This is a genomic window from Spongiactinospora rosea, assembly GCF_003315795.1.
In the GTDB taxonomy this organism is placed as follows: Bacteria; Actinomycetota; Actinomycetes; order Streptosporangiales; family Streptosporangiaceae; genus Spongiactinospora; species Spongiactinospora rosea.
Window position 1 is genome coordinate 505,428 of sequence record NZ_QMEY01000003.1, and the last position, 25,734, is coordinate 531,161.

23 protein-coding genes and 1 riboswitch are annotated in these 25,734 nt (G+C 72.3%); of the genes, 16 read left to right on the top strand and 7 right to left on the bottom strand.

What is annotated here, in order from left to right:
• The first annotated feature begins 9 nt into the window (after positions 1 to 9).
• The 7 genes from DP939_RS10945 (at position 10) to rpe (ending at position 7,911) form a co-directional block, all read left to right on the top strand.
• Positions 10 to 1,635: a hypothetical protein gene (locus tag DP939_RS10945; protein WP_113980503.1), complete on the top strand. Its 1,626-nt coding sequence runs from the start codon at positions 10 to 12 to the stop codon at positions 1,633 to 1,635.
• Positions 1,636 to 1,673: 38 nt separating this feature from the next.
• The gene (locus DP939_RS10950; RefSeq protein WP_113980504.1) at positions 1,674 to 3,113 is read left to right on the top strand and encodes a hypothetical protein; all 1,440 of its coding nucleotides are present in this window, start codon (positions 1,674 to 1,676) and stop codon (positions 3,111 to 3,113) included.
• Positions 3,114 to 3,219: 106 nt separating this feature from the next.
• Positions 3,220 to 3,768 (top strand): peptide deformylase, encoded by a 549-nt coding sequence (gene def, locus DP939_RS10955; protein WP_113980505.1) that lies wholly within the window; start codon positions 3,220 to 3,222, stop codon positions 3,766 to 3,768.
• Positions 3,769 to 3,772: 4 nt separating this feature from the next.
• On the top strand, positions 3,773 to 4,702 hold the full coding sequence (fmt, locus tag DP939_RS10960) for a methionyl-tRNA formyltransferase (RefSeq protein WP_113980506.1): 930 nt from the start codon (positions 3,773 to 3,775) through the stop codon (positions 4,700 to 4,702).
• A 39-nt stretch (positions 4,703 to 4,741) separates the two neighbouring features.
• Positions 4,742 to 6,148, top strand: a complete 1,407-nt coding sequence (locus tag DP939_RS10965) for an RsmB/NOP family class I SAM-dependent RNA methyltransferase (RefSeq protein ID WP_113980507.1) — start codon at positions 4,742 to 4,744, stop codon at positions 6,146 to 6,148.
• A gap of 104 nt (positions 6,149 to 6,252) precedes the next feature.
• Complete coding sequence (locus DP939_RS10970; protein WP_147267951.1) at positions 6,253 to 7,236, top strand: phosphatase PAP2 family protein; 984 nt, start codon at positions 6,253 to 6,255, stop codon at positions 7,234 to 7,236.
• A gap of 12 nt (positions 7,237 to 7,248) precedes the next feature.
• Positions 7,249 to 7,911 (top strand): ribulose-phosphate 3-epimerase, encoded by a 663-nt coding sequence (gene rpe, locus DP939_RS10975; protein ID WP_113980509.1) that lies wholly within the window; start codon positions 7,249 to 7,251, stop codon positions 7,909 to 7,911.
• On the opposite strand, the gene DP939_RS10980 is transcribed toward rpe, so the two are convergent.
• From DP939_RS10980 to DP939_RS11000, 5 genes are all read right to left on the bottom strand, one after another.
• Complete coding sequence (locus DP939_RS10980; protein ID WP_113980735.1) at positions 7,908 to 8,888, bottom strand: ABC transporter ATP-binding protein; 981 nt, start codon at positions 8,886 to 8,888, stop codon at positions 7,908 to 7,910. The genes rpe and DP939_RS10980 overlap by 4 nt on opposite strands.
• 47 nt (positions 8,889 to 8,935) lie before the next feature.
• A complete protein-coding gene (locus DP939_RS10985) occupies positions 8,936 to 9,958 on the bottom strand; it encodes an ABC transporter ATP-binding protein (RefSeq protein WP_113980510.1) in 1,023 nt (340 codons plus the stop codon).
• Positions 9,959 to 9,968: 10 nt separating this feature from the next.
• On the bottom strand, positions 9,969 to 10,946 hold the full coding sequence (locus DP939_RS10990) for an ABC transporter permease (RefSeq protein ID WP_113980511.1): 978 nt from the start codon (positions 10,944 to 10,946) through the stop codon (positions 9,969 to 9,971).
• 165 nt (positions 10,947 to 11,111) lie between these two features.
• Positions 11,112 to 12,890: an ABC transporter substrate-binding protein gene (locus DP939_RS10995; RefSeq protein WP_113980512.1), complete on the bottom strand. Its 1,779-nt coding sequence runs from the start codon at positions 12,888 to 12,890 to the stop codon at positions 11,112 to 11,114.
• Positions 12,891 to 12,944: 54 nt separating this feature from the next.
• Positions 12,945 to 13,952 (bottom strand): ABC transporter permease, encoded by a 1,008-nt coding sequence (locus tag DP939_RS11000; RefSeq protein WP_318656276.1) that lies wholly within the window; start codon positions 13,950 to 13,952, stop codon positions 12,945 to 12,947.
• A 400-nt stretch (positions 13,953 to 14,352) separates the two neighbouring features.
• A riboswitch (FMN riboswitch) is annotated at positions 14,353 to 14,483 on the top strand.
• 113 nt (positions 14,484 to 14,596) lie between these two features.
• Here DP939_RS11000 and ribD point away from each other — a divergent pair.
• The 9 genes from ribD to DP939_RS11045 all read left to right on the top strand — a co-directional run bounded on the left by ribD (position 14,597) and on the right by DP939_RS11045 (position 23,411).
• The gene (ribD, locus tag DP939_RS11005; protein WP_225878162.1) at positions 14,597 to 15,685 is read left to right on the top strand and encodes a bifunctional diaminohydroxyphosphoribosylaminopyrimidine deaminase/5-amino-6-(5-phosphoribosylamino)uracil reductase RibD; all 1,089 of its coding nucleotides are present in this window, start codon (positions 14,597 to 14,599) and stop codon (positions 15,683 to 15,685) included.
• A 4-nt stretch (positions 15,686 to 15,689) separates the two neighbouring features.
• Positions 15,690 to 16,298 (top strand): riboflavin synthase, encoded by a 609-nt coding sequence (locus DP939_RS11010; RefSeq protein WP_113980514.1) that lies wholly within the window; start codon positions 15,690 to 15,692, stop codon positions 16,296 to 16,298.
• Entirely contained in the window at positions 16,295 to 16,957 is a 663-nt protein-coding gene (locus DP939_RS11015; RefSeq protein WP_113980515.1) for a nicotinamide mononucleotide transporter family protein, read from the top strand. The genes DP939_RS11010 and DP939_RS11015 overlap by 4 nt, the downstream gene beginning before the upstream one ends.
• On the top strand, positions 16,954 to 18,174 hold the full coding sequence (locus DP939_RS11020) for a bifunctional 3,4-dihydroxy-2-butanone-4-phosphate synthase/GTP cyclohydrolase II (RefSeq protein ID WP_113980516.1): 1,221 nt from the start codon (positions 16,954 to 16,956) through the stop codon (positions 18,172 to 18,174). The genes DP939_RS11015 and DP939_RS11020 overlap by 4 nt, the downstream gene beginning before the upstream one ends.
• On the top strand, positions 18,171 to 18,641 hold the full coding sequence (gene ribH / locus DP939_RS11025) for a 6,7-dimethyl-8-ribityllumazine synthase (RefSeq protein ID WP_113980517.1): 471 nt from the start codon (positions 18,171 to 18,173) through the stop codon (positions 18,639 to 18,641). The genes DP939_RS11020 and ribH overlap by 4 nt, the downstream gene beginning before the upstream one ends.
• 109 nt (positions 18,642 to 18,750) lie before the next feature.
• Positions 18,751 to 19,221: a PH domain-containing protein gene (locus tag DP939_RS11030; protein WP_113980518.1), complete on the top strand. Its 471-nt coding sequence runs from the start codon at positions 18,751 to 18,753 to the stop codon at positions 19,219 to 19,221.
• Between the two features lie 553 nt (positions 19,222 to 19,774).
• The gene (locus tag DP939_RS11035; protein ID WP_113980519.1) at positions 19,775 to 20,665 is read left to right on the top strand and encodes an AAA family ATPase; all 891 of its coding nucleotides are present in this window, start codon (positions 19,775 to 19,777) and stop codon (positions 20,663 to 20,665) included.
• A gap of 552 nt (positions 20,666 to 21,217) precedes the next feature.
• Positions 21,218 to 22,321 carry a vWA domain-containing protein gene (locus DP939_RS11040; RefSeq protein ID WP_113980737.1) on the top strand — a complete coding sequence of 368 codons (1,104 nt, stop codon included), beginning with the start codon at positions 21,218 to 21,220 and terminating at the stop codon, positions 22,319 to 22,321.
• Positions 22,314 to 23,411 (top strand): XdhC family protein, encoded by a 1,098-nt coding sequence (locus DP939_RS11045; RefSeq protein WP_113980520.1) that lies wholly within the window; start codon positions 22,314 to 22,316, stop codon positions 23,409 to 23,411. The genes DP939_RS11040 and DP939_RS11045 overlap by 8 nt, the downstream gene beginning before the upstream one ends.
• A gap of 654 nt (positions 23,412 to 24,065) precedes the next feature.
• Here the strand turns inward: DP939_RS11045 and DP939_RS11050 are convergent.
• Together DP939_RS11050 and DP939_RS11055 are read right to left on the bottom strand one after the other, a co-directional pair.
• The gene (locus tag DP939_RS11050; RefSeq protein ID WP_113980521.1) at positions 24,066 to 24,698 is read right to left on the bottom strand and encodes a nucleotidyltransferase family protein; all 633 of its coding nucleotides are present in this window, start codon (positions 24,696 to 24,698) and stop codon (positions 24,066 to 24,068) included.
• Between the two features lie 65 nt (positions 24,699 to 24,763).
• A complete protein-coding gene (locus DP939_RS11055) occupies positions 24,764 to 25,684 on the bottom strand; it encodes an endonuclease/exonuclease/phosphatase family protein (RefSeq protein WP_225878163.1) in 921 nt (306 codons plus the stop codon).
• Positions 25,685 to 25,734 lie beyond the last annotated feature (50 nt).

Consider the following 25,734-nt stretch of genomic DNA (forward strand, 5'->3'; position numbering starts at 1 on the left):
GGCGTCGACGTGGACGTTGACGAAGCGCGGCTGCTCTGCGACTACGCGAGCGACTATCTGGAGGTCAGGCGGCTCGCCGACTTCGCCCCCGAGACGTTCGAAGAACTACTGCTCAGCATCTACCCGCGCAAGGTGATCGCGCCGCCGGAGAGCGCGCGCGAAACGCTCGCCGCCGCCCGCACACTGGTCGACTTCCTGCAGACGGCCGGGCACGTTCCCGGCTCCACCGCGGTGCGGATGCGGGCCACGCTCGACCGCGTCGAGCCGGAGATGCCCGCGGCCCTCGCCGACACCTCGCGCTATGGCATGGCCAAGAGCATCTTCAGCGCGATCGGCCCCGAGGCGCTCGACGACCCGACGCCGGTGACCCTCGCGCCCGGGCCGCGCGCCGACGAGGCCCCGATCGGCGACGCCCACGAGCTGTGCGACTGCGCGGCCTGCTCGCCGCTGCCCGCCGTGCGTCTGGCCGGGCGCGCCGGCCTGGCCGCCGCGGCCCGCGAGGTACCGCTGCTGGCCGACACCCACCGGCTGGCCGAGTGGATGCTCGCCGAGGGCCGCGTGCCGACCGTCAAGGGCGGGCTGCGCGTGAAGGACGCCGCCGCGGCCTCCGCCGCGCTGGCGCTGCCCGAGCCCGCGCTGCTGTGGGGCCTGGCCGTCCACACGGGCGTGCTGACGGTCGCCGGGGCGTCCGTCGCGGCGGGCGGCGCGTTCGCCCCGCGTGACGAGGATCACCTGCTCGACCTGTGGGCGGGCACCGTGGGGTTCCTGGTCGAGCAGGCCACCGCCGGGCGGGTCACCGGCAGCGCCGCCCTGGACGACCGGCTCTACGACCTCTGCGACATGCTCTACCGGGTCCAGGTGCCGGTCATGACGCAGGTGGTCGCCGAGCACCTGGCCGAGTCCGGGGTGGGCGGCGACGGCGGCGAGGTCCCCGACCTGGGGCGGGCCGTCGCCCGGCTGGCCTATTGCGGGCTCGTCGAGGTCGTGCGGGGCGACATGCTGACGCTGACCCCGCTGGGGGTGTGGGGGATGCGCGAGCTGTACCGCGACCTCGGCATCGACGCGCCTGAGGCCCCCGACCTCGCCGGGGCGGGCGCGCACGACCTGATCGACGCGCTGCTCAGCGGGGTGCCCGCCGAACAGGCCGAGCACGACATCGCCCGGTGGCTCGCGCACCGCACGCCGGAGGGCGCGGCGGCCGACCTGCTCGCCGCCGCCGGGGGCAAGCCGGCCGTGGCCCGCGGCCTGGCGGTGACGATCGTCGACCGGCTGGGCGCGGAGGCCGAGCCCGCCGTACGCGGCCACCTGGCCGACCCCGAGCTGCGCCCGTACGTCATCCACTGGCTCACCTCGCGCCGCCTGCCCACGCCCGCGCTCACGCAGGAGGAGCTGCTGTGGATGAGCGTGGACATGCTGGCCCTCGCGATGCCGGCGGCCGGTGACGACCTCGACGAGTTCGCCGCCAACATCGCCGCCTCCGGCCCGCCCGCCCACATGATCGAGGAGATGTGGCGGGTCGATCACCCCGATGTCGCCGAGGTCCTGGAGTTGCTGGGCAGGGCGCTGACCGACGACACGGTGGCCAAGATCGCGCGCAAGGCGGCCTTCAAGGCGCGGTCCCGATCCATTGGATGACGTACGCGGGTGTGGCCGGTGTGCAGTAAGTTTCGTGAGTGGCAAAGAGCGCGAACAAGGGAAACGTCTTTGATCTCGGCGAGCTGCGGAGAGCGGCCGGCGACCTGGGTCTCGACGACCTGACCGGCATGCCGGGCGTACCCGGCGCCGGCGCGGAGGGCCCCGACCACGCCGGAGGCGACGCCGTGGCGTGCGGCTGCCCCGACTGCGACGCGGAGGTGCTCAGCTTCCCGCCGGTCGCGCTGGCCGACTCGGCCGAGCTCGCCGCCGCCGTGCCCGGAGTGCCGCTGGTCGCCGACGCCCGCCGCCTCGCGGCCTGGACGGGCACCAGGGAGCTGACCGCCGAGCGCCTGCTGCCGCTCGCCGAGGCCCGCGCCGCCGTGGCCGACCTCGGGCTGCCGATCCCCGGCGACGCGGTGGCCGCCGCGGGCTCCGCGCGCGATCTGCCGCTGCTCCACCTGCTGTGGGTGGTCGCGGTCAACACCGGCCTGGTGCGGATCACCGGGATGCTGGCCGAGCCCGGCCCGCTCGCCGACACCGCCACGATGGACTTCTGGGACGGCGTGGTCATGGACGTCCTGGACCGCGCCGACGAGGGCCTGACCGGATCGGCCGTCGTCGATGACCACCTCGCCGAGATGCTCGCCACGATGTACTCCGTCAGCGCGGGCATCGCCGAGCCGACCCTGGTCAAGGGCATCCTCCAGTCCCACGAGGTGGCCTGCGAGGCGCGTCCCGACGACATGCGCCGGCTGGCCGTGACGCTCCCCGGCGAGCTGTCCCGCGCGCTGGCCCTGCTGGCCTACTGCGGCCTGCTGGAGGAGACCGCCGGGGCCAGGCACCGGCTCACCCCGCTCGGGCTGTGGGCCGTGCGCCAGGACCTCCTGCGCGAGGGCCACGACGCGCCCACCGTCGAGGAGGTCGCGGTGTTCGCCGACCTCGGCGCGGCCGAGCTGGTGGACACCCTGCTGGCCGGCGACGGCGCGCCCAGCGCGGTCTCGGTGTGGCTGGAGCGGCGCACCCCCGAGGCCGCCGCCCGCGAGCTGATCGAGGTCGCCGCGTCCGGCACCCCGGGCAGGCGGGCGACCGCCGTGACCGTCCTGGAGGAGCTGGGCCCCGAGGCCGAGGCCCCGTTCCGCGCCGCGCTGGGCCACCCGGTCGTGTGGCGCTACGCCGCCTCCTGGCTGCACGTACGCGACCTGCCCGCGCCCGCCCTCAGCCCCGAAGACGGCGACTGGATCGCGGTGGACACCCTGGCCTCGCTGCTCTACGTCGAGGGCGGCCCCGAGGAGATGGCGGGCTTCGACGTGCTCGCCTCCCAGGAGGAGCTGGCCCGCCTGGTGGAGGAGATGCCGGGCGTCGACCACCCCGACGCCCTGCCCGCGCTCGACATGCTCGCCGCTCACCACCCCGACGGCGAGATCGCCAAGGCGGCCCGCAAGTCCGCCATGCGCGCCCGCTCCCAGGCGATCGGCTGACCCGCGCGGGCGGCACCGCCCCCGACGCGGCGATCGTCCGCCCGGGCTGCGGCCCGCCGTAGACTGGGCAGATCCCGATCGTCGTGATGTGAAACGGAGTGGCCCGTTGGCTATCCAGCCGATTCGCCTGTTCCCCGACCCCGTGCTGCGCACCCCTGCCGATCCCGTCGTCGACTTCGACAAGGAGCTGCGCAAGCTCGTCAGCGACCTCACCGACACGATGATGGACGCGCCGGGGGCCGGGCTCGCCGCCCCGCAGATCGGCGTCGGCCTGCGGGTGTTCACCTATTACGTGGACGAGCAGCTCGGGCACCTGATCAACCCCGACCTCGACCTGTCCGACGAGCTGGACGAGGAGGGCGAGGAGGGCTGCCTGTCCTTCCCCGGGCTGTCCTTCCCGACCCCGCGGGCGATCCGGGCCGTGGCCAAGGGCTTCAACATGTACGGCGAGCCGGTGACCCTTGAGGGTACCGACCTGATGGCCCGCTGCTTCCAGCACGAGACCGACCACCTCGACGGCGTCCTGTTCATCGACCGGATGGACCCCGCGATGCGCAAGCAGGCGATGAAGGCCGTCCGCGAGGCCGAGTGGAGCGGCATGGCCCCGCCCGCGGTCAAGCTGTCCCCGCACCCCATGCACGGGAAGGCGTTGTAGAACCTTGCGCCTGGTCTTCGCCGGAACACCGGAAACCGCCGTCCCGTCGTTGCGGGCCGTGCTCGGCTCGTCGCGGCACGAGGTGGCCGCCGTCGTGACGCGCCCCGACGCGCCGTCCGGCCGGGGCAGGAGGCTGCACCCGAGCCCGGTCGCCGAGGTGGCCGAGGAGGCGGGCGTGGAGGTGCTGCGCCCGGCCAAGGTCTCCGACCCGGAGTTCCTCGACCGGCTGCGAAAGATCGGGCCCGACTGCTGCCCGGTCGTGGCCTACGGCGCGCTGCTGCCGCAGTCGGCCCTCGACATCCCCCCGGCGGGCTGGGTCAACCTGCACTTCTCGCTGCTGCCCGCCTGGCGCGGCGCGGCCCCGGTACAGCACTCCGTGCTCAGCGGCGACGAGATCACCGGCGCGACCACCTTCCAGATCGTCAAGGAGCTGGACGCGGGGCCGGTGTTCGGCGTGGTGACCGAGGAGGTCGCCCCGGCCGACACCAGCGGCGAGCTGCTGGGCCGGCTGGCGATCTCCGGGGCCGGGCTGCTGCTGGCCACCCTCGACGGCATCGAGGACGGCACGCTCACCGCCCGCCCGCAGCCCGCGGACGGCGTCTCCTACGCACCCAAGATCAACGTGGTGGACGCGCGGGCCGACTGGCAGGCCCCCGCCTTCCGGGTCGACAGGCTGGTGCGCGCCTGCACCCCCGCGCCCGGCGCGTGGACCGAGTTCCGCGGGGCCCGCGTCAAGCTCGGCCCGGTGCGGCCCGCGCCCGACGCCGCCGCGCTGGGCCCCGGCGAGATCCTGGTGGCCAAGGACCGCGTGCTGGCAGGCACCGCCAGCCACCCGGTGGAGCTGGGCGAGGTCCAGCCGCAGGGCAAGCGCGCGATGACGGCCGCCGAGTGGGCCAGAGGGGTCCGCCTCGCCTCGGGCGAGCGCTTCGAGTAGTTTCAGCGGTTTCACGAGAGAGGTCGAGTGGGGACGGGAATGGCACAGCGAGGGGGACGTGGGGCGGGCAAGGCCGTCCGGTCCCGCAAGCCGGCCCGAGACGAGGCCCGCAACGCGGCCTACGACGTGCTGCGCGCGGTCGACGAACGAGACGCCTACGCCAACCTGCTGATGCCCCGCCTGCTCGCCGAGCGCGGGCTGAGCGGCCGGGACGCGGCGCTCGCCACCGAGCTGGCCTACGGCACGCTGCGCGGCCTCGGCGCCTACGACGAGATCATCGCGGCGTGCAGCGACCGGCCGCCCGAGGACATCGACCCGCCGCTGCTGGACGCGGTGCGGATCGGCGTACACCAGCTGCTGCGCACCCGGGTCCCCCCGCACGCCGCGGTGGGCACCACGGTCGAGCTGGTGCGGCTGCGGGTCGGCATCGGCCCGTCCCGGTACGCCAACGCGGTGCTGCGCAGGGTCGCCACGCGCACCCTCCCCGCGTGGCTCGCGATCGTCGCCCCGCACCCGGACGACGACCCCGTGGGGCACCTCGCGGTCTCCCACAGCCACCCCCGGTGGATCGTCTCGGCGTTCCGCGACGCCCTTGAGGCGGGCGGCGACGCGGACGGCTGGGAGGAGACCGCGGCGCTGCTGGAGGCCGACAACGAGCGGCCCCGGGTCACCCTGGTCGCCCGGCCCGGCCGGGCCTCGGTCGAGGAGCTGGTCAAGGACGGCGCGGAGCCCGCGCAGCTCTCCCCGTACGCCGCGTACCTGCCCGAGGGCGACCCCGCCTCGATCCCGGCGGTGGCCGAGGGCCGGGCCGCGGTACAGGACGAGGCGAGCCAGCTCGTCGCGCTCGCCCTGACGCGCGTGCCGGTCACCGGCGCAGACGGGCGCTGGCTCGACATGTGCGCCGGGCCGGGCGGCAAGGCCGGCCTGCTGGACGCCGTCGTGACGGGCGGCGGCGGCCGGCTGCTGGCCTCCGACGTGCAGCCGCACCGGGCCCGGCTGGTCCGGCAGACCACCGGCGAGGCGGCGGTGATCGTCGCCGACGGCGGCGAGCCCGCCTGGCGTCCCGGCGTCTTCGACCGGGTCATGCTGGACGCCCCCTGCACCGGGCTCGGCGCGCTGCGCCGCCGCCCGGAGGCCCGCTGGCGGCGCGACCCCGCCAGCCTGGCCGAGCTGACCGCCCTGCAGCGCGCGCTGCTCGGCTCGGCGCTCGACTCGGTGCGGCCGGGCGGCGTGGTGGCCTACGTGACCTGCTCGCCGCACCTGGCCGAGACCCGCGACGTGGTGGCGGCCGTGCTCGACGGCAGAGACGACACCGAACGGCTCGACGCGCGGGAGTTCCTGCCCGAGGTGCCCGGCCTCGGCGAGGGGCCCTACGCCGCGTTCTGGCCGCACCGGCACGGCACCGACGCGATGTTCCTCGCCCTGCTGCGCCGCACCGGGGCCTGAAACACGCCGGTAGGGACGCTCGTACGACGACATGGCGGCACTGAGCCGCCGTGGGCGCCGGCGAATGGGGGCCTTGACGCCCCGCCGGTGGGTACGGTGTGGCGGTGGATCTCTTAGAGGAGCTGCACCGGTGGGAGATCGGGACGGTCCTGTGGGTCCAGGACCTCCCCGGCTGGCTCACCCCGATCATGTGGCTGGCCTCCGCCGTCGGCACGGACGGCGCGGTGCTGGTGCTGCTGGCCACCGTGTACTGGTGCGTCAGCCCGCGGGTGGGCATCCGGCTGGGGCTGGCCGTCCTGCTGTCGGCCGGGCTGAACGCCGTGGCCAAGCTGGCCTTCCACGCGCCGCGCCCCGCCTGGATCGACCCGAGGGTGGAGGCGTTGACGGGGGAGCGGTCGTTCGGCATGCCGTCCGGGCACGCGCAGACCTCCGTGGTGGCGACCGGCGTCGGGGCCCGCGTACTGGACCGCCCGGCCGCCTGGTGGGGCGCGTTCGCGGTGGCCGCGCTCATCTGCCTGTCCCGGGTCCACCTGGGCGTCCACTTCCCGACCGACGTCCTCGGCGGCCTCCTGATCGGCGCGCTGGTCCTGGGCGGCCACCTGCTGTACGCCGACCGGCTCGGCGCCTGGTGGCGGCTGCGGTCACTGCCGCAACAGGTGCTGCTGTCGGCCGCGGCGGCGGGCGCGCTGCTGGGGGCCGGGCTCGTCGCCGAGGTCTTCTGGCAGGGCTGGACGGCACCGCCCACCTGGGGTTCGGTGAGCCAGGAGGGGCCGTCCGGCCTCACCCGGGTCACCGCCATGGCCGGGGCGCTGTTCGGCGCGCTCGCCGGTGCCTCGGCGATGCGGGCGCTGGGCTGGTTCTCCACGAGCGGCACCCTGCCCGGGCGGGCGCTGCGGCTGCTGATCGGCGGGGTGGGGGCGGGGGTGCTGTGGCTGGCGGCCTGGCCGCTCGGTACCTCGGTGCTCGCGGGCACCTTCAGGTACACCGTGGTCGCGGCGTGGATCGTGCTCGGCGCGCCGCTGGTGTTCCTGCGGCTGGGGCTGGCCGTCCCGGACCGCCGGGACCGGACGCCCGCCACGGCCCAATAGACTTCCCCCATCATGGCCGTACAGATCTCGCCCAGCATCCTTTCCGCCGACTTCGCCAGGCTCGCCGAAGAGGCCGCAGCCGTGTCCAATGCCGACTGGCTGCACGTCGATGTCATGGACAACCACTTCGTCCCCAACCTGACCATCGGGCTGCCGGTGGTCGAGGCCCTGCGCAAGGCGGCCGACACCCCGCTGGACTGCCACCTGATGATCGAGGACCCCGACCGCTGGGCGCCCGCCTACGCCGAGGCCGGGGCGGGCAGCGTGACCATCCACGTCGAGGCCGCCAAGGCCCCGGTCCGCACGCTGCGCCAGATCCGTTCGGCGGGCGCGCGGGCGGGGCTGGCGCTCAACCCGGCCACCGCGGTCGAGCCGTACGCCGACCTGCTCGGCGAGATCGACATGCTGCTGCTGATGACGGTCGAGCCGGGTTTCGGCGGGCAGCGGTTCCTGGACGTCGTGCTGCCGAAGGTGCGCAGGGCGCGCGAGCTGATCACCGCGCATGGCGGCCAGGTGTGGCTGCAGGTGGACGGCGGCGTGGCCGCCGAGACCATCGAGCGCTGCGCGGAGGCGGGCGCCGACGTCTTCGTCGCGGGCAGCGCGGTGTACGGCGCGGACGACCCGGCCAGGGCCGTGGACGCGCTGCGGGCGCTGGCCGAGGGCGCCGCCGGCTAGCTCAGCGCGGGGTCGAGCACCACGTCGCCGCCCCGGACGCCGGGCGTCTCGGGGAAGTGGCAGGCGGTGAGGTGGTCCTCGCCGTTGCCGTCGAGGCGGACCAGCGGCGGCTCCTCGGCCGCGCACTTGTCCTGCGCCTTCCAGCAGCGGGTCCGGAAACGGCACCCGGACGGCGGGTCGATGGGCGAGGGCACGTCGCCCGCCAGGCGGATCCGCTCGCGGGCGGGCGCGGAAAGGCCCGCCTCGGGCACCGCCGACAGCAGCGCGTGGGTGTAGGGGTGGCGGGGCCGCTCGTACAGCGACTCGCGGTCCGCGATCTCGACGATTTTGCCGAGGTACATCACCGCGACCCGCTGGGAGAAGTGCCGCACCACCGCCAGGTCGTGCGCGATGAACAGGAACGCGATGCCGAGTTCCCGTTGCAGCCGCTGCAGCAGGTTGACCACCTGCGCCTGGATGGAGACGTCCAGCGCGGAGACCGGCTCGTCGGCGATGATCAGCTTGGGCTGCAGCGCGAGCGCGCGGGCCACCCCGATCCGCTGCCGCTGCCCGCCGGAGAACTCGTGCGGGAACCGGTTGTAGTGCTCGGGGTTGAGCCCGACGATCTCCAGCAGCTCGCGCACCCGCGCGTCCCGCCCGCCGGGCGGGTCGATCCCGTTGACCTCCATCGGCCCGCGGATGATGCCGCCCACGGTGTGGCGGGGGTTGAGCGACGAGTACGGGTCCTGGAAGATCATCTGGATCTCCGGCCGGATCGGCCGAAGCTCGCTCCTGGACGCGTGGCTGATGTCCCTGCCCTGGTAGCGGATGGTCCCCGAGGTGGGCTCCAGCAGCCGGGCGGCGAGCCGTCCGGTGGTGGACTTGCCGCACCCGGACTCCCCGACCAGGCCCAGGCTCTCCCCGGCGCGCACGGTCAGGTCCACGCCGTCCACCGCGTGGACGCTCGCGATCCGCCGCTTCACGATGAGCCCGCCCATGACCGGGAAGTGCTTGGTCAGGCCGGAGATCTCCAGCAGTGTGTCCGTCACAGGTGTTCCTTGACCTTTTCCAGGAAGATGTCACGCTTTTGCGCCGGGGTGAGGTAGCAGGCGTCGCCGTGCCCCCGGTGCGGGGACAGTTCGGGGCGCTCCTGCGCGCACAGCCCCGGACCCGCCAGCGCCGTGTAGTCGCAGCGAGGGTGGAACGGGCAGCCGGGCGGCACGTTGATCAGGCTGGGCGGGGTGCCGCGCACCGGCACGAGCGGGACGTCCACCGGCGCGGACAGCCGCGGCAGCGACGACAGCAGCCCCCAGGTGTAGGGGTGCCGCGGCGAGCCGAGCACTTCGCGTACCGTGCCCCGCTCCACGGCCCTGCCCGCGTACATCACCAGCACCTCGTGCGCGGCGGAGGTGACCACGCCGAGGTCGTGGGTGATCAGGATGATCGCGGTGCCCATCTGTTCTTGCAGGTCGTGCAGCAGGTCCAGGATCTGGGCCTGCACGGTGACGTCCAGCGCGGTGGTGGGCTCGTCGGCGATGAGCAGGTCGGGGTCGCAGACCAGGGCCATCGCGATCATGACCCGCTGCCGCATGCCGCCGGAGAACTGGTGCGGGTAGTCGTCCACCCGGCTCTGCGGCTGCGGGATGCCGACCCGTCCCAGCATCTCGATCGCCCGCTCCCGCGCCTTCGCCCGGCTCGCCCCGGTGTGCTTGCGGTAGGTCTCGCCGATCTGGCGGCCCACCGTGTGGTACGGCGAGAGCGAGGTCAGCGGGTCCTGGAAGATCATCGCGACCTTGTTGCCGCGCAGCCGTTCCAGCTCCCGGCGGCTCGCGCCGATCAGCTCCTGGCCGTCGAGCACGATCTCACCGCTGATGCCGGTGAACTCCGGGTCGTGCAGTCCGAGGATGGCCAGGTTGGTGACCGACTTGCCGGAGCCCGACTCGCCCACGATGCCGAGCGTGGTGCCCTTCTCGATGTCGAAGGACAGGCCGTTCACCGCGTGGACGACGCCGTCCTCGGTGGAGAAGTCGACGGTCAGGTCGCGGACCGACAGGAAAGGGGCAGTCAACGAGGGGCTCCTAGCTCAGCCGTACGCGGGGGTCGATGAACGCGTACGCGGCGTCCACGACGATGTTGAACAGCACGATGGCGGTCGCCGCCACCAGGATCACGCCGAGCAGCATCGGCAGGTCCTGGTTGATCACGGCCTTGATGGACAGCTCGCCGACGCCGTGCAGGCTGAACGTCTGCTCGGTGATGATCGCGCCGCCGAGCAGTACGCCGAGGTCCACGCCGAAGATCGTGACGACCGGGCCCATCGCGCCGCGCCAGGCGAAGCGCAGGAACACCGTCCGCGCCGACATGCCCTTGGCCCGCGCGGTGCGGACGTAGTCCTCGCCGAGCTGTTCCACCATCGACGACCGGGTCATCCTGGTGTAGTTGGCGGTGAAGATGATCGACAGCACCAGCCAGGGGAGCAGCAGCCCGTAGAACCACTGCAACGGGTTCTCGGTCAGCGGCGTGTAGGAGGGCCGCTCGATGATCTGGAGCTGGTCGACCAGTACCCAGGTGGCGAGCACGCCGACGAAGTAGATCTGCATGGACGCGCCGATCAGCGACGCCGAGCTGGCGATCTTGTCGGCCGGCCGGCCCTGCCGGGCCGCCGCGATCATGCCCATGCCGATGCCGAACAGCAGGAAGACCACGGCCGCGCCGATGGTGAGCGACAGCGTGGTCGGGAAGCGGTCCACCAGCGCCTGGAAGATCGGCTCCTGGTTGACGAAGGAGTATCCCAGGCAGGGCGCGTCACAGTGGCCGTAGGTGAAGTCCCGGCCGGTGAAGATGCCGACCAGCCAGTGCCAGTACTGCAGGAAGACCGGTTCGTCGATGCCCAGGTTGCGCCGCACGATCTCCAGCGTCTCTGGCGTGCAGAGCTTGCCGCAGGCGAAGGCGGCCGGGTCTCTGGGAATGGCGAAGAACAGGAAGAACGTGAGTGCGCTGATGATCAGCAGGATCACCGCGGCGCCGAGTATCCGGCGGACCAGGAAGCGGTACATGGATTCTCCGGTGGGCCCACGGCGGGCGGTGGTGGCCCGCCCGCCGGGGATGCGGGTTCACACGGCGGACCGGCCGGCCCGCCGCCCCGGGCGGTGGGCCCGGGCGCGGCCGGGACCGGCCGCCTCTGGGTCGCGCGGCGGGCTCGGCGCCCGCCGCGCGAGTGGTCACTGCTTGACGAAGACGTCGTTCGGGTGCTGCTCACCGGTGACCGGGTTGAACTTCACCCCGCCGAGGCCCGAGCCGTACAGGCCGAAGTAGGACTGGTAGAACTCGGGGATGATGGGCGCCTTCTCCATGATCATCTTGTCCAGGGCGGCCCACGCCTTGCCCGCTTCGGCCGGGTCGACGATCGCGTCGGCCTTGTCGATCGCCGCGTTGACCTCGGGGTCGTTGAAGTGGGAGTAGTTCGGCTGCTGATTGGCGATCTTGCGGCCGTCGTAGGTCAGCGTGATCGCCGTCGAGCCGGTCGGCCAGTCGGTCGCCCAGCCGGACCAGTACACGTCGTAGGGGTTGTCCAGCTTGCCGATCGCGTCGTAGTACGTGGCGGCGTTCAGCGGCTTGGTGACCACCTTGAACCCGGCCTTCTCCAGGCCCGTCTTGATCGCGACGGTGATCTTCTCCTGGGTGGGGGTCTGGTTGTAGGCGTACACGATCGTCGGGTTGGGCTGGCCCGCCTCGGCGAGCAGCTTCTTGGCCTTCTCCGGGTCGCCCTGCGGCTTGATCTGCTGGCCGTACAGGTCGAAGGGCTCGTGGCCGAGGACCGTCGGGCTGATGATCGTGCTGGCGAACTTGCCGATGCCCAGCTCGCCGCCCTGCAACTGGCGCACCTGCTGCATCGGGAACGCGCTGATCAGCGCCTGGCGGACCTTCACGTCCTTCACCCGGCTGTTGTTGATGTTGTAGAAGGTGGTGAACGGCGTCAGGCCCTGGACGGTCCGCTTCATCAGCTCGGAATCGCCGACGACCTGCTGGATCCGCTCGGTGGCGACCGGGTTGTGGAAGGTCAGCGTCTGCTTGTCCGCGCCGTTGTCGGCGATGAACCGGTCGGTGGACTGCAGCGACTGCACCCCGAACTCCATGTGCCACTTGTCCGGGTAGGCGTTCCGGATCGGGTCGGTGGCCGGGTCCCAGTGCTCGTTGCGCTCCAGGTCCATGGACTTGTCGGTGACGTGGCTGACGATCTTGTACGGCCCCGAGGAGAAGGGCATCTTGTCGTACTTCTGCTTGGTGTCGTGCTTCTTGGGCACGGCGCCGTAGCCGGTCATCGCCACGGTGAAGTTGAAGTCGGGGTGCGGGGAGTTCAGGTGGAAGACGATCGTCTTGTCGTCCGCCGCCTCGATGCTGTCCAGGTGCTCGCCGTCGTAGGGGCCCTTGTACTTCTTGCCCTCGGGCAGCAGCCACTCCTCCGCGTACGGCGGTCCCTCAGGGGTGAAGTCGGCGTAGATGCGCTCGAAGGAGTGCTTGATGTCCTCCGTGGTGATCGGCGAGCCGTCCTGCCACTTGATGTTGTCCTTGAGGGTGAACTTCCACGTCTTGCCGCCGTCCTCGGTGGTGCCGGCGTCGGTGGCCAGGTCGCCCACGAGCGTGAGGCTGCCGTCCGAGGCCAGCTTGTACTCGGTGAGCTGCCTGGTGAACAGCTTGGACGCGGTCATGTTGTAGTTCAGCCAGATGCGGGCCGGGTCGAGGTGGGAGAAGTCGTCACGGTCGATCATGTTGACCGTCCCGCCCTTGGCCGCGCCGGGCTCGGCCGCCGCGGGGCCCTTGGAGTCCTCCGCGGTGCCCACCTTGATCTTGCTGGCCGCCTGGGCGTCCTGCGTCCTGGTCGGCGCGGCGTTGCTGGTCTTCGGCCCGCCCCCGCCCCCCTGCGCGCACGCGGACAGGGCCAGCGCGCCCGCCACCAACGTCGCGACGGCGGTGACCGCCCGCTTGCGTGGATATCTCATCTCGTCCTTCCTTACCGGGAGGTCCTGTCGTTCAGGTCTGGTGGCGCCGGGGGGTCACCGGCGGGTCTTGGGGTCGAGCGCGTCCCGTACGGAGTCGCCGAGCAGGTTGAACGCCAGCACGAAGACCACCAGGGACACGCCGGGGAAGAGCAGGAAGGTGATGTCGTCGCGGTAGACCTCCGCGCCGCGCTGGATCAGCCGCCCCCAGTCCGGGGTGGGCTCGATGATGCCGACGCCGAGGAAGGACAGCCCCGCCTCCGCCGTCACGAACGCCGGGAGCAGCAGCGTGGACTGGATGATGATCGGCGTCCAGAGGTTGGGCAGCAGTTCCTTGAAGATGATCCGCGCGGGTGAGGCCCCGGTGACCCGCGCCGCCTCGACGAACTCCCGCTCGCGCAGGGACAGCACCTGGCCGCGCAGCAGGCGGGCGATCGTCGCCCAGCCGAAGAGGGTGAGCACGGTGATCAGCGAGACCGTGCGCAGCCAGACCGGCGTCTCCTCGCGCGGCGACACGAACAGCGACTCCACCACCGGCATGAAGGCGATGAAGAACAGCGTGGAGGGGAACGACAGCAGGATGTCGATGCCCCGGCCGATCAGGTAGTCGGTCTTGCCGCCCGCGTATCCGGCGACGAGGCCGACGACCACCCCGATCAGCGTGGTCAGCAGCGTGGCGGCGGCGGCGATCAGCAGAGAGGTCCTGATCCCGTAGACCAGCAGCATGAAGACGTCACGGCCGAGGCCCGGTTCCAGGCCGAACCAGAATTCGCCGCTCATTCCGCCGTTGGGCAGCAGCGGATAGCCGAATTCGTTGAGCAGGCCCTCGCGCTCCTGGCCGTACTGCGTGTACGGGTCGTTTCCGTATGCCATGGAGATGAGCGGGGCCGCCAGTGCCACCACGAAGAAGAACAGCACCACGAAAGCGGATATCACCCCGGTGCGGTCTCTGCGGAAACGCATCCAGGTGAGCCGGCCCGGTGAGCGTCCGGCGGTTCCGGCGTCCGGCGGGCGGCCGCCAGGGTCGGCGGATGCTTCCGGTAGGGCCGGGGCAGGCATGGTCATCGCTGTGAGGACTCCCCGAGTCACGTGCCGGGGACGGACCTCTCCGGCTATGAGGAACCCTTGCAAAACACTTTGCCGCAATCAATGGATTGTCACAGGATCAAGATATAAAGCGGGCTTTGTTGCGCAAAGTAAATAGGCTTGTTGTCGTTGGTACATTGACCTGGGGAGTGGTGCTGCGGCACAATATTGTAAGGTCGTAGAGCTTATTTCACGATTTTGTTACACGGTCATGACGCGGCACTGACAATGCGGTGCCACGCTGTCCCGCGCACGCGAGCGGCCGGGGGCGCGGTACCTCTGGAGGAAGATCACTTTGGGGCGCGCCCCGGGCCCTGTGCCGGTGGCACCCCATCCCAGGCGCGCGTTTTATCCCGGCATGGCACACTGAGAGGTGAGCAAGCGTGCTCCGGGGTCGGTGTAATTCCGAACCGGCGGTTACAGTCCGCGACCCGGCCGAAGCCATCGGCCGGTGGAGCCGGTGAAATTCCGGTACCGACGGTGAAAGTCCGGATGGGAGGCGGCACGCGGGTGGCGGCGCGCGACGAGCGCGTCCGCTACCGGACGGATGTGCTCGACGCATCCCGTCACACCCCCGGGGCCCGCCACGGCTCGGCAGCCGATGGCGAACAGGAGGGCCAGGGGTGGGCGACCTCACACACATGCGCCGCGCGATCGCGCTCGCCGCGGGCGGGCGCGGGACGACCAGTCCCAACCCGGTCGTGGGCTGCGTGATCCTCGACGCCGGCGGCCAGGTGGCGGGGGAGGGCTTCCACGCCCGCGCGGGCGGCCCGCACGCCGAGGTGGTCGCGCTGCGCCAGGCGGGCGAGCGCGCCCGGGGCGGCACCGCCTACGTCACCCTCGAACCCTGCGACCACACCGGCCGCACCGGTCCCTGTTCCCTCGCGCTGCTCGCCGCCGGAGTGCGGCGGGTCGTGGTGGCCGTGGCCGACCCCAACCCGGTCGCCGCGGGCGGGGCCGCCCGGCTGCGCGCGGCGGGCGTACCGGTGGAGACCGGCCTGCTGGCCGATGAGGCCGGGCGCGGCAACGCCGAATGGCTCACCTTCATGCGCCGCGGCCGTCCCCACGTGACCTGGAAGTTCGCCGCCACACTGGACGGCAGGTCGGCCGCGGCCGACGGCACCAGCCAGTGGATCACCTCCGCCGAGGCCCGCGCCGACGTGCACCTGCTGCGCGCGCGCAGCGACGCGATCGTCGCCGGCGTCGGCACCGTCCTGGCCGATGACCCCCGCCTCACCGCCCGCCCGCCGCTGGAGCGGGCCTCAGGGCCGCCGCTGCGGGTCGTGGTGGACACCCGCGGGCGCGTGCCTGCCGGCGCCAGGGTGCTGTCGGAGGAGGCCCCCACGCTGCTGGCCGTGGCCGAGGGCGTCACGCCGGGGCCGGTGGGGGCCGCCGAGGTCGTACGGCTGCCGCGCGCCCCCGAAACGGGGCTCGACCTGCGCGCCCTCCTGAGCGAACTCCACAAGAGAGACATTGTCGGCATCTTCCTGGAAGGCGGGCCGACCCTCGCGGGTTCCTTCATGAGGGAAGGACTGATCGACCGCGTGGTCGGCTACCTCGCGCCCGCGCTGCTGGGCGACGGGGCCGCCGCGCTCGGCCCCGCCGGGGTGCGGACGATCGGGCAGACCCACCGGCTGGAGTTCGAGGAAGTCGTCAGCGTCGGGCCGGACCTTCGGGTCACCGCCCGGCCGGCACCCAGTGAGGAGAACTGAGCGGATGTTCACCGGAATCGTGGAAGAGCTGGGCGAGGTGGTCGCCGTCGAACCGCGCGAGGGCGCGGCGCGGCTGTCGATCCGCGGCGCCACCGTGTCCGCCGACGCCGCCCATGGCGCGTCGATCTCGGTCAACGGCGTGTGCCTGACCGTCGCCGGGCTCGACGGCGACGTGTTCACCGCCGACGTGATGCCGGAGACGCTGCGGCGCAGCACGCTCGGCGGGCTCGGCGCGGGCGACCGGGTCAACCTGGAACGCGCGCTGCGCGCCGACGGCAGGCTCGGCGGCCACATCGTGCAGGGCCACGTGGACGGCACCGGGGTGGTGCTCTCCCGCGACCCCGGGACCGACTGGCACGACGTGCGCTTCTCCCTCGGCGACGACCTCGAACGCTATGTGGTCGAGAAGGGCTCCATCGCGATCGACGGCGTCAGCCTCACCGTCACCGCGGTCGCCCCCGGCGAGTTCGCCGTCGCGCTGATCCCCACGACCCTGCGGGAGACAACGCTCGGCCTGCGCGCGCCCGGCGAGCCGGTGAACCTGGAGGTCGACGTGATCGCCAAGTACGTCGAGCGGCTGACCGTCGCCCACCGCCCGAAGGCGCGGGCATGAGCGGCGGCACCACATGGGCGACCGCCGGCTTCGAACTGTTCGGCCAGCACGTCGTCTGGATCGACCTGGTGGGCAACATCGGCGCCCTGGCGACCGTCATGCTGGCCATCCGGCGCACCATCTGGACCTGGCCGGTCCAGCTCTTCGCCTCCTCGCTGCTGTTCGCGGCCTCGATCAGCGCCCACGTGACCGGCAACGCGCTCAAGCAGGCGCTGTTCGCGGCGCTGGCGGTGTACGGCTGGTGGAAGTGGTCGCGCGGCATCCGCGCCGAGCGCACGCTGCCGGTACGCCCCGGCACGATCGCCGAACGGGTGACCCTGATCGGCATCATGATCGCCGGTACCGGGGTGGTCGCGCTGGCCTTCCACCTAGTGAACCAGAATCTCTTCGAGATCTCCTGGAACCCGCTGCCGGACGCGTACATCTTCGTCGGCAGCGCGGTGGCCACGTTCGCCCAGGGACGGGCACTGATCGACTTCTGGTGGATATGGGTGCTCGTCGACCTGGTCGGCGTGCCGTTGGCCTTCGGCGCCGGACTGGTGGTCTCCGGTGTCGTGTACGGCGTGTTCCTCGTGCTCGTCGCCGTGGGCTTCGTGACCTGGACGCGTGAATACCGGTCCCGTACGGCGGCGCCGGTGGAGAAGGTGGTCAGCGCATGAGCGACATCAAGATGGATCCGGTGGAGCGGGCCGTGGCCGACATCCGCGACGGCAGGCCCGTCGTGGTCGTGGACGACGAGAACCGCGAGAACGAGGGCGACCTCATCTTCGCCGCCGCCAAGGCCACCCCCGAACTGGTCGCCTTCACCATCAGGCACGGCAGCGGCGTGATCTGCGTCCCGATGCGGGGCGTCGAGCTCGACCGCCTCGGGCTGCCGCTGATGGTCGGCGAGAACCGCGAGCGCATGCGCACGGCGTACACCGTCAGTGTGGACGCCCGCGACGGCGTGTCCACCGGCATCTCCGCCGCCGACCGGGCACGGACCATCCGCACGCTGTGCGACTCGGCGACCGAGCCGTACGAGCTGGTACGGCCCGGCCACATCTTCCCGCTGCGCTACGCCGAAGGCGGCGTACTGGCCCGGCGCGGCCACACCGAGGCCGCCGTGGACCTCGCGGTCCTGGCCGGGCTGCCGCCCGCGGGCGCGATCTGCGAGATCGTCAACGACGACGGCACCATGAAGCGGCTGCCCGCGCTGCGCGCGTTCGCCGACGAGCACGACCTGGCCCTCATCTCGATCGAGCAGCTGGCCGACCACCGCCGGCGTACCGAGCGGATGGTGACCCGCGTGGCCGAGACCGCGCTGCCCAACCGGCACGGCCAGTGGCGCGCGTACGGCTACGCCAGCACCCTCGACGGCGGCGAACACCTCGCGCTCGTCTACGGCGACCTCGCGGGCGGAGAGAACGTCCTGGTCCGCGCCCACTCCGAATGCCTCACCGGCGACGTCCTCGGCTCGCTGCGCTGCGACTGCGGCGTGCAGCTCGACGCGGCCATGGAGGCGATCGCCGCCGAGGGCCGCGGGGTCATCGTCTACCTGCGCGGGCACGAGGGCCGGGGGATCGGGCTGCTGGCCAAGCTCCGCGCCTACAGCCTCCAGGACGCGGGCAGCGACACCGTCTCGGCGAACCTGGAGCTCGGCCTGCCGGTGGACGCCAGGGAGTTCTCCAACGCCGCGCAGATGCTGGCCGACCTGGGCGTCAAGTCGGTCCGGCTGCTCACCAACAACCCGGCCAAGACCCGCGGGATGGACGGCTACGGCATCAAGGTCCTCGGCCGGGAGCCGATGGCGGCCGCCGTCACGCCGTTCAACCGCAAGTACCTGATGGCCAAGCGCGACCGTCTCGGCCACGACATCCCGCAGGAGATCTCATGAGTTCAGGCGGACGCCCGGACGCCCACACCGTACCGGCGGCGGGGCTGACGGTCGGGATCGTGGCCGCCCGCTGGCACGAGAAGATCACCGACCGGCTGGTGGAACGCGCCGTACAGGCCGCGGACGACTGCGGCGCGACCCCGACGGTGGTGCGGGTGGCGGGCACCCTGGAGATCCCCGTGGTCGTCCAGTCCCTCGCCCGCTCCCACGACGCCGTGGTCGCCCTCGGCGCGGTGATCCGCGGCGAGACCGCCCACTTCGAGTACGTCTGCGACTCCGTCACGGCAGGGCTGACCCGGATCTCCCTGGACGAGGAGACCCCGGTCGGCAACGGCGTCCTCACCTGCGACGACCTCGACCAGGCCACGGCCCGCTCCGGCCCGGAGGGCAAGGAGGACAAGGGGTACGAGGCGACGGTTGCGGCCCTGGAGACCGCGCTGACCCTTCGCGGGCTGCGAAGGGCCTGATCCACAGGACCGGGGGCGGGTGCGGTAGGTTGCGTTCCGTCTTCGCCGCCGTGCGGGCCCCTGCCCGCGTGGCGGCATCCGAGGGAACGACCCGATGAGAGCGCCGCCGATGCCAGAGATCGTCACTCCGCCCAGCCTGCCCGTCACCTGGCGGCCACGCCGAGGCAGGCTGGTGGCGTACGGCTTCGCGGCGGCGGCGGTGATCGGGGCGCTGATCCTGGCGATCGCGCTTCCCGAGCCGTTCGGCCTCGCCGACAAGCTCGCCATGGTCGGCCTCGGCTGCGTCTTCGCCGGCGTGCTGCACCTCCTCGGCCGCTGCCGGGTCGAGGCCGACGGCACGGGCATCACCCTGATCAACGCCCTGCGCACCCACCGCTACACCTGGCCCCAGGTCATCGACGTCACCCTGATCGACGGCGAGCCCTGGGCGAAGATCGACTTCGCCGACGGCTCCACGGTGGGCGCGATGGGCATCCAGGGTTCAGAAAAGGAACGCGCCCGCCGCCAGGTCGCCGAACTCACCGCCCTCATCCACCAGCACAGCGAAGCCGGCGAACCCCCACCCCCCACCACCCCCTGACGTACGTCCGAGCCTGGGGCCGCGCAGGCCCGTCACCCGGGCTTGCCCTCGGGCATAGCGGATGCCCCGGGACCTCCTTCGAGTCGGCCCGCACTTCCGCTTGGCCGGTTCTCCCGTGGTACCGCGCGTGAGCGGGAGCGCCGCCGTCCCCGGGATGGATGCCCCGGTACTGAATCACGGCCCCCCACTTCCGTGCCTGGGGCATCGCGCGCACATGCCCTCGGGCATCGCGGATGTCTCGGGACCTCCTTCGAGTCGGCTCGCGCCTCTGCCTGGCCGGTTCTCTCGTGGCACCGCGCGTGAGCGGGAGCGCCGCCGTCCCGGGGCGGCGGCGATCCCCGCGAGAGGGATGCCCCGGTACGGAATCACGGCCCCCCACTTCCGCCCATCAAAGGCTCTCCAGACGGGGAGGACGGCATCCGCCGCTTGGTACCGGGCCTTCTGGGGCGGGAGGTGGCGTTGTCCACAGGCGACCAGCCGTTCTGCGGCGGGGATGTCCACAGGTGCCGGCGCTTTGGGCGGTGCCTGTGGTGGGCGCGCGTAGCCTGATGTTGTGTTGCGCGCGACGACCACCGCCACCGGGGTCGAGTCCCCCGCCGGGCTCGCCCGGTTGCTCGACGCCCATGCCTATCTCGCCGACGACGGCCTGGCCACCGCCTGCTTCCTCGCCCTGCGGATGCGCCGGCCGCTGTTCCTGGAGGGCGAGGCCGGCGTCGGCAAGACCGAGCTGGCCAAGTGCCTGGCGGCGGTGCTCGGCGCGCCGCTGATCAGGCTCCAGTGCTACGAGGGCCTGGACGCCGCGCACGCCCTCTACGACTGGGACTTCGCGCGCCAGCTCCTCCACCTGAAGGCCGCGGAGGCCGCCGGGGCGGCCGACGCCGCCCGGCTGGAGGGCGAGCTCTACGACCGCCGCTTCCTGATCGCCAGGCCGCTGCTCGCCGCGCTGGAGACCCAGCCCAGCGTGCTGCTGGTCGACGAGATCGACCGCGGCGACGACGAGTTCGAGGCGTTCCTGCTGGAGACCCTGTCCGACTACGCCATTTCCGTGCCCGAGCTCGGCACGATCCGCGCGCAGACGCCCCCGGTCGTCGTGGTGACCTCCAACCGCACCCGCGAGGTCCACGACGCGCTGAAACGCCGCTGCATCTACCACTGGCTGGAGCACCCCTCCTTCGACCGCGAGGTCGCCATCCTGCTACGCCGCCTGCCCCACTGCGGCCAGAACCTGGCCGCCCAGGTCGCCACCGTGGCGGGGCGGTTGCGTTCGGCCGATCTGGTCAAACCCCCCGGCATCGCCGAAACCCTCGACTGGACAGAGGCCCTGCTCACCCTGGGCGCCCGCGACCTCGACCCCGACCTGGCCGCCGCCTCTCTCGGCGCACTGCTCAAACACCGTGAGGACCAGGCGTCCGTGCTGCGCGATGGGCTGCTGCGCCATGGATGAGATCCCTGGCCGCGTCGCTCAAGCCCCGAAGGGGTCGGGCGTCTGGGTGGTGGGAGGGGTGTTGGGCTCTGTCTGCGCTCTCCGGCTAGGTCGCTCAAGCACCGAGTGGACCATGGGTCCGATCTTCGGCTGCGTCGCTCAGTCCCCGAAGGGGCCGGGCATTCCTGTCGTGGGAGGGGTGTTGGGCCATGTGTGAGATCCCCGGCCATGTTGCTCAAGTGCCGAGTGGAGCAGGTGTCTGTGCTGCGCGATGGGCTGTTGCGCGATGGGTGGGATTTCCGACCGCGTTGCCCAGGCACCCGAAGGAGCGGGCATCGGTGTCGCGGTGTTGGGCTGCGTGTGAGATCCCCGGTCGTGTCACTCAAGTGCCGAGTGGAGCAGGTGTCTGTGCTGCGCGATGGGTTGTTGCGCCATGGGTGAGGTCTCCGGCTGCGTCGCTTGGGCACCGAAGGGACCTGGCGTCCGGCTGTCGGGCTATGGGTGCGGTTCCCGGTTGGGTCGCTCATGTACCGGGGGGACCGGGGGTACGTCTCGCAGGAGGGGGGCTGGGCCATGAGTGAGATCCCCAGCCGCGTCGTGGCCACGTTGACCGGCTTTGCTCGTACGCTGCGGGCCGCCGGGGTGTCCGCCGATCATGAGCGCACGCAGAACATGCTGCGGGCCGCCGCCGTGCTCGGGGTGGCCGAGCCCCATGGCGTCTACTGGGCGGGACGCCTCACCCTGTGCGCGTCACCCGACGATCTGCCCCGCTACGACAGGTGCTTCGCCGCCTACTTCGGCGGCCTGCGGCCCGTGGTGGCCCGGGTGGCACCGCCCGCCATGACCGTCACCCGGCACCTCACGGCCCTCGGCGGTGACCGGGGCGGCACCGATCCCCACGATCCCGGAGAGCCCCAGGCCGTCGCCGCCAGCGACGCCGAACGGCTCCGGCACCGCGACGTGGCCGCGCTGACCGCTGCCGAGCGGGCCGAGATCCACCGGATGCTCGCCCTGCTCACCGGGGAGCGCGAGCGGCGCAGGTCGCGCCGGTTCGCACCGGCCCAGCGCGGCGTACTCGACGAGCGGCGCACGATCCGGGAGGGCCTGCGCCGGGGCGGCGAGATCTCCCTGCTGCGCCGCCGGGCGCATCGCCATCGCCCGCGCGCGGTGGTCCTGTTGATCGACGTCAGCGGATCGATGTCCCCTTACGCCGACACCCTGCTGCGCTTCGCGCACGCCATGGTCAGATCCGAGCCGCGGACCACCGAGGTGTTCACCGTGGGCACCCGGCTGACCCGGCTCACCCCCGAGCTGCGCCACCGCGACCCCGGCCTGGCGATGGCCGCCGCCTCCGCCGCCATCCCCGACTGGAGCGGCGGCACCCGCCTGGGCGAGGAGCTGAAGGAGTTCCTGACCTCGCACCGGGCGCGGGGCGCAACCGTAGTGATCGCCTCCGACGGATGGGAACGCGGCGACGCGGCCCTGCTGGGCGCGCAGATGGCCCGGCTGTCCCGGCTGGCCCACCGGGTGATCTGGGTCAACCCGCACAAGGGGCACGAGGGATACGAGCCGCTGACCGCCGGGATGCGCGCCGCGCTGCCCTATCTCGATGATTTCGTGGCCGGTCACAGCCTGGCCGCTTTCCAGGACCTCGCAGGAAGGCTCGGACATGCGTGATGTGTTGTCGCAGATCATCAAATGGTGGTCGGCGGGGGAGAAGTTCGGCCTGGCGACCGTGGTCGGAACGTTCCGGAGCGCACCCCGGCCACCGGGCGCGGCGATGGCGGTGCTCGGCGGCGAGGCGGTCGGCAGTGTGTCCGGCGGCTGCGTCGAAGGGGCGGTCTACGAGCTGGCCCAGGAGGTCACGGCCACGGGGGAGCCAGTGCTGCAACGGTACGGCGTGTCCGACGACGAGGCGTTCTCGGTCGGGCTGACCTGCGGCGGCATCATCGACATCCTGGTCGAGCCGGTGTCTCGCGACACCTACCCGGAGCTGGGTGAGGTCGCCGCCTCGATCGCCGCCCGCGAGCCGGTCGCGGTCGCCACGGTGCTGTCCGGCCCCGGCCGGGCGGGGGCCCGGCGCGTCGTGTGGCCCGACCGGGCGTCGGGGTCGCTGGGCGCGCCCAGGCTGGACGCCGCCATCGACGACGACGCTCGCGGCATGCTGGCCCAGGGCCTCACCGGGATCCGCCGGTACGGCGCGCGCGGCGAGCGCAGGCTCGACGATCTGTCGGTGTTCGTCCAGTCCTTCGCCCCGCCGCCGAAGCTGCTCGTCTTCGGGGCCATCGACTTCGCGGCCGCCGTCGCACGGATCGGCAAATTCCTCGGCTACCACGTCGTGGTCTGCGACGCCCGGCCGGTCTTCGCCACCGAGAAGCGCTTCCCCGACGCCGATGAAGTGGTGGTGAAGTGGCCGCACGACTACCTCACTTCGGTCACGGTCGACGAACGCACGGTGATCTGCGTGCTCACCCACGATCCCAAGTTCGACGTGCCGCTGCTGGAGGTGGCGCTGCGCACTCGCGCGGGCTACGTCGGCGCGATGGGCAGCCGCCGCACCCACGACGACCGGATCGCCCGCCTGCGCGAGGCGGGCCTGACGGACGAGGAACTGGCCCGGCTGCGCTCCCCGATCGGCCTCGACCTCGGGGCCCGTACTCCTGAGGAGACCGCGGTCGCCATCGCCGCCGAACTGATCCAGTTGCGCTGGGGCGGTTCGGGAAGGCCGCTCACCGACACCACGGGGCGTATCCATGGTGAGATCTGAGCTTGGAAGCTGAACCTTCGGGTTGTCGGTGTCGCGTGACTGATGGGGAGGTCCGACGTGGGGGGCCTGGACGTTCGCCTGACCAAAGGTGCCGTCGGAGCCTGGCGGAACGGCTCGCCACCCTGGCCGGTACCACCCCGAGCAACCTGACGGGCCGGGCCGCCCCGAACGAGCGCGCATCGAATCGTCAGACCCGGCATCCGGCCCTGAGCGGAACGCGTCCGCTCTGGCCCGCAAGCTGCGGATGCCTCCTTGGGGCGGGGTCTCCTGGCGGAGTCACGATCCGTGCGGTATGGCAGGCGGGGCCGTGTTGGAGGGGCTCGTACTGGGTGGACGTCCGGTGGAGGTGGCTTGCCTGGGGGAGTCGCGGGCGGCGTGACATGGCAGGTGGGGCTGTCCTGGAAGGGGGCGTACTGAGTCGTCAGACCCGGTACTCGGCTTGGGCGGTATGCGGTCGGTCTGGCCCGCGAGCCTCATCTGGGGCGTCCGGGAACTGGGAGACGACGCGGCCGGGCTGAGCTGGGAGGGCGTCCCGGATCGTCAGACCGGCATTCACCGCGTGCGGTATGGCGCCCGGGGCGTCCTGGGCGAGTGGGTATTGAATCGTCAGGTTCGGCATTTGCGTTGAGCGGCGTGCACTCCTCGAAGCGGAGATCAGCCGGTGGAGTCGCGAACTGTCGTGGATTCCGTGGGAGTGGCGGCGGGGGTGTCGTCGCTGGTGAGGGTGGCGAGGTCGTGGGGGGTGTCGATGTCGGCGGGGTCGGCTACGTCGTCGCAGGGGACAGGGGTGACCAGGGTGGGGTTGGCGCGCAGGAAGTCGCGGGCGCCGATGTCGCCGATGGCCGACTCGGCGACCGCGGGGATGTGCTCGCGGGAGATGAGGACGGGGTTGCGGGGGCGTCCGGCGTAGGTGGCGACGGCGAGGCTCGCGCCCTCGTGGGCGGCCTCGATGAGGCGGGCCACCGCCTCCGGGCCGATGCGGGGCTGGTCGACCAGCATGACCACGACCCGTTCGGCCTCTGCCGGAAGCGCCGCCAGCCCGGCGCGCAGCGAGGAGCCCATCCCGGTACGCCAGGCCGCGTTGTGGACGACGACCGCCCCCCGGACCTGGACCAACGCGGCCCCCAGTACGACGATCACCGGATGGCAGCCGCCCTCCCGCAGCGTGCGCACGGCCCGATCGACCAGCCGTTCCCCCGCGAACTCGATCTCCGCCTTGGGCATGCCGAACCGCGCGCCCTCACCGGCGGCCAGCAACAACCCTGCGGTACCCGTCGAAATCCTCATCGCTCAAGTGTTCACCGCCTCTCCGGCCGTTTCCGACACCTTCAGGTCAAGAAAACACCCCGTACTTATCTCGCCACCGCCGGGGTGGGGGTGAGGCGGAGGGCGGCGTGGGCGGCGTGGTGGTCGCTGCCGGGGGCCGGATGGACGGCGGCGGTGGTGGCGGTGAGGCCGCGGTAGAGGATGTGGTCCGGGCGGGTGATGGGGAACTCGGCGGGCCAGGTGAAGCCGAAACCGGTGCCGGCCTCCAGGTGGGCGTCCGCCAGGGGCGGTACCAGGCCGGTGCGGTGCCGGTCGGTGGTGGCGGTGTTGAGGTCGCCCAGGAGGAGAAGACGTTCGCTCGGGTCGCCGTCCACCAGGCGTCTGGCCGCCGCGAGGGTCCGGTCCCGCCGTACGGTGTGGCCCGGCCGGGCCGAAGCCAGGTGCATCACGTACACCGTCACGTCGCCGCCCAGGGTCCTGACGACCGCGCGCAGCGCGCGGTCCCAGCCGAGGCCCACGTCGATGGGGCGGGCAGAGACGATCGGGGGGCGGCTCCACAGCCCGACCGTGCCCGCCGTGTAGGAGTGCGGGTGGGTGCGGCGAAGTTCGCGGGCCACCGTGCGCAGCGCCTGCCCGGTGACCTCCTGCAGGGCCAGCAGGTCGGTCCCGTCGGCCACCGCGCGTACGGCGCCGGCGGGCCGGGGATTGGCCGCGCCCACGTTGAGCGTGGTCGCGGAAAGGTCGCTGGGCCCGCCCGGCGGGTCGCGCAGCAGCGCGGGCCCGAACATCGCGCCCCACACGGCGGCCGGGACGAGCGAGGCGGCCATCGGCCGCCAGGAGCCGGTGCAGCAGGACGCCACCAGGAGCACCGGCACCCCGGCCCCGAGCCACGGCAGCAGGCTCTCCACCACCGGCATGACACCGCCGACGTCCGGTACCAGCCGGTGACCGCCGAGCAGCAGCGCCAGCAGGCCCGCCACCACGATGATCGTCCTCTTCAGCAGCACACCGTCCCCGTCCCCCCTCGCACGCCGGATGGGTAAGGCTAGGGGGAGCG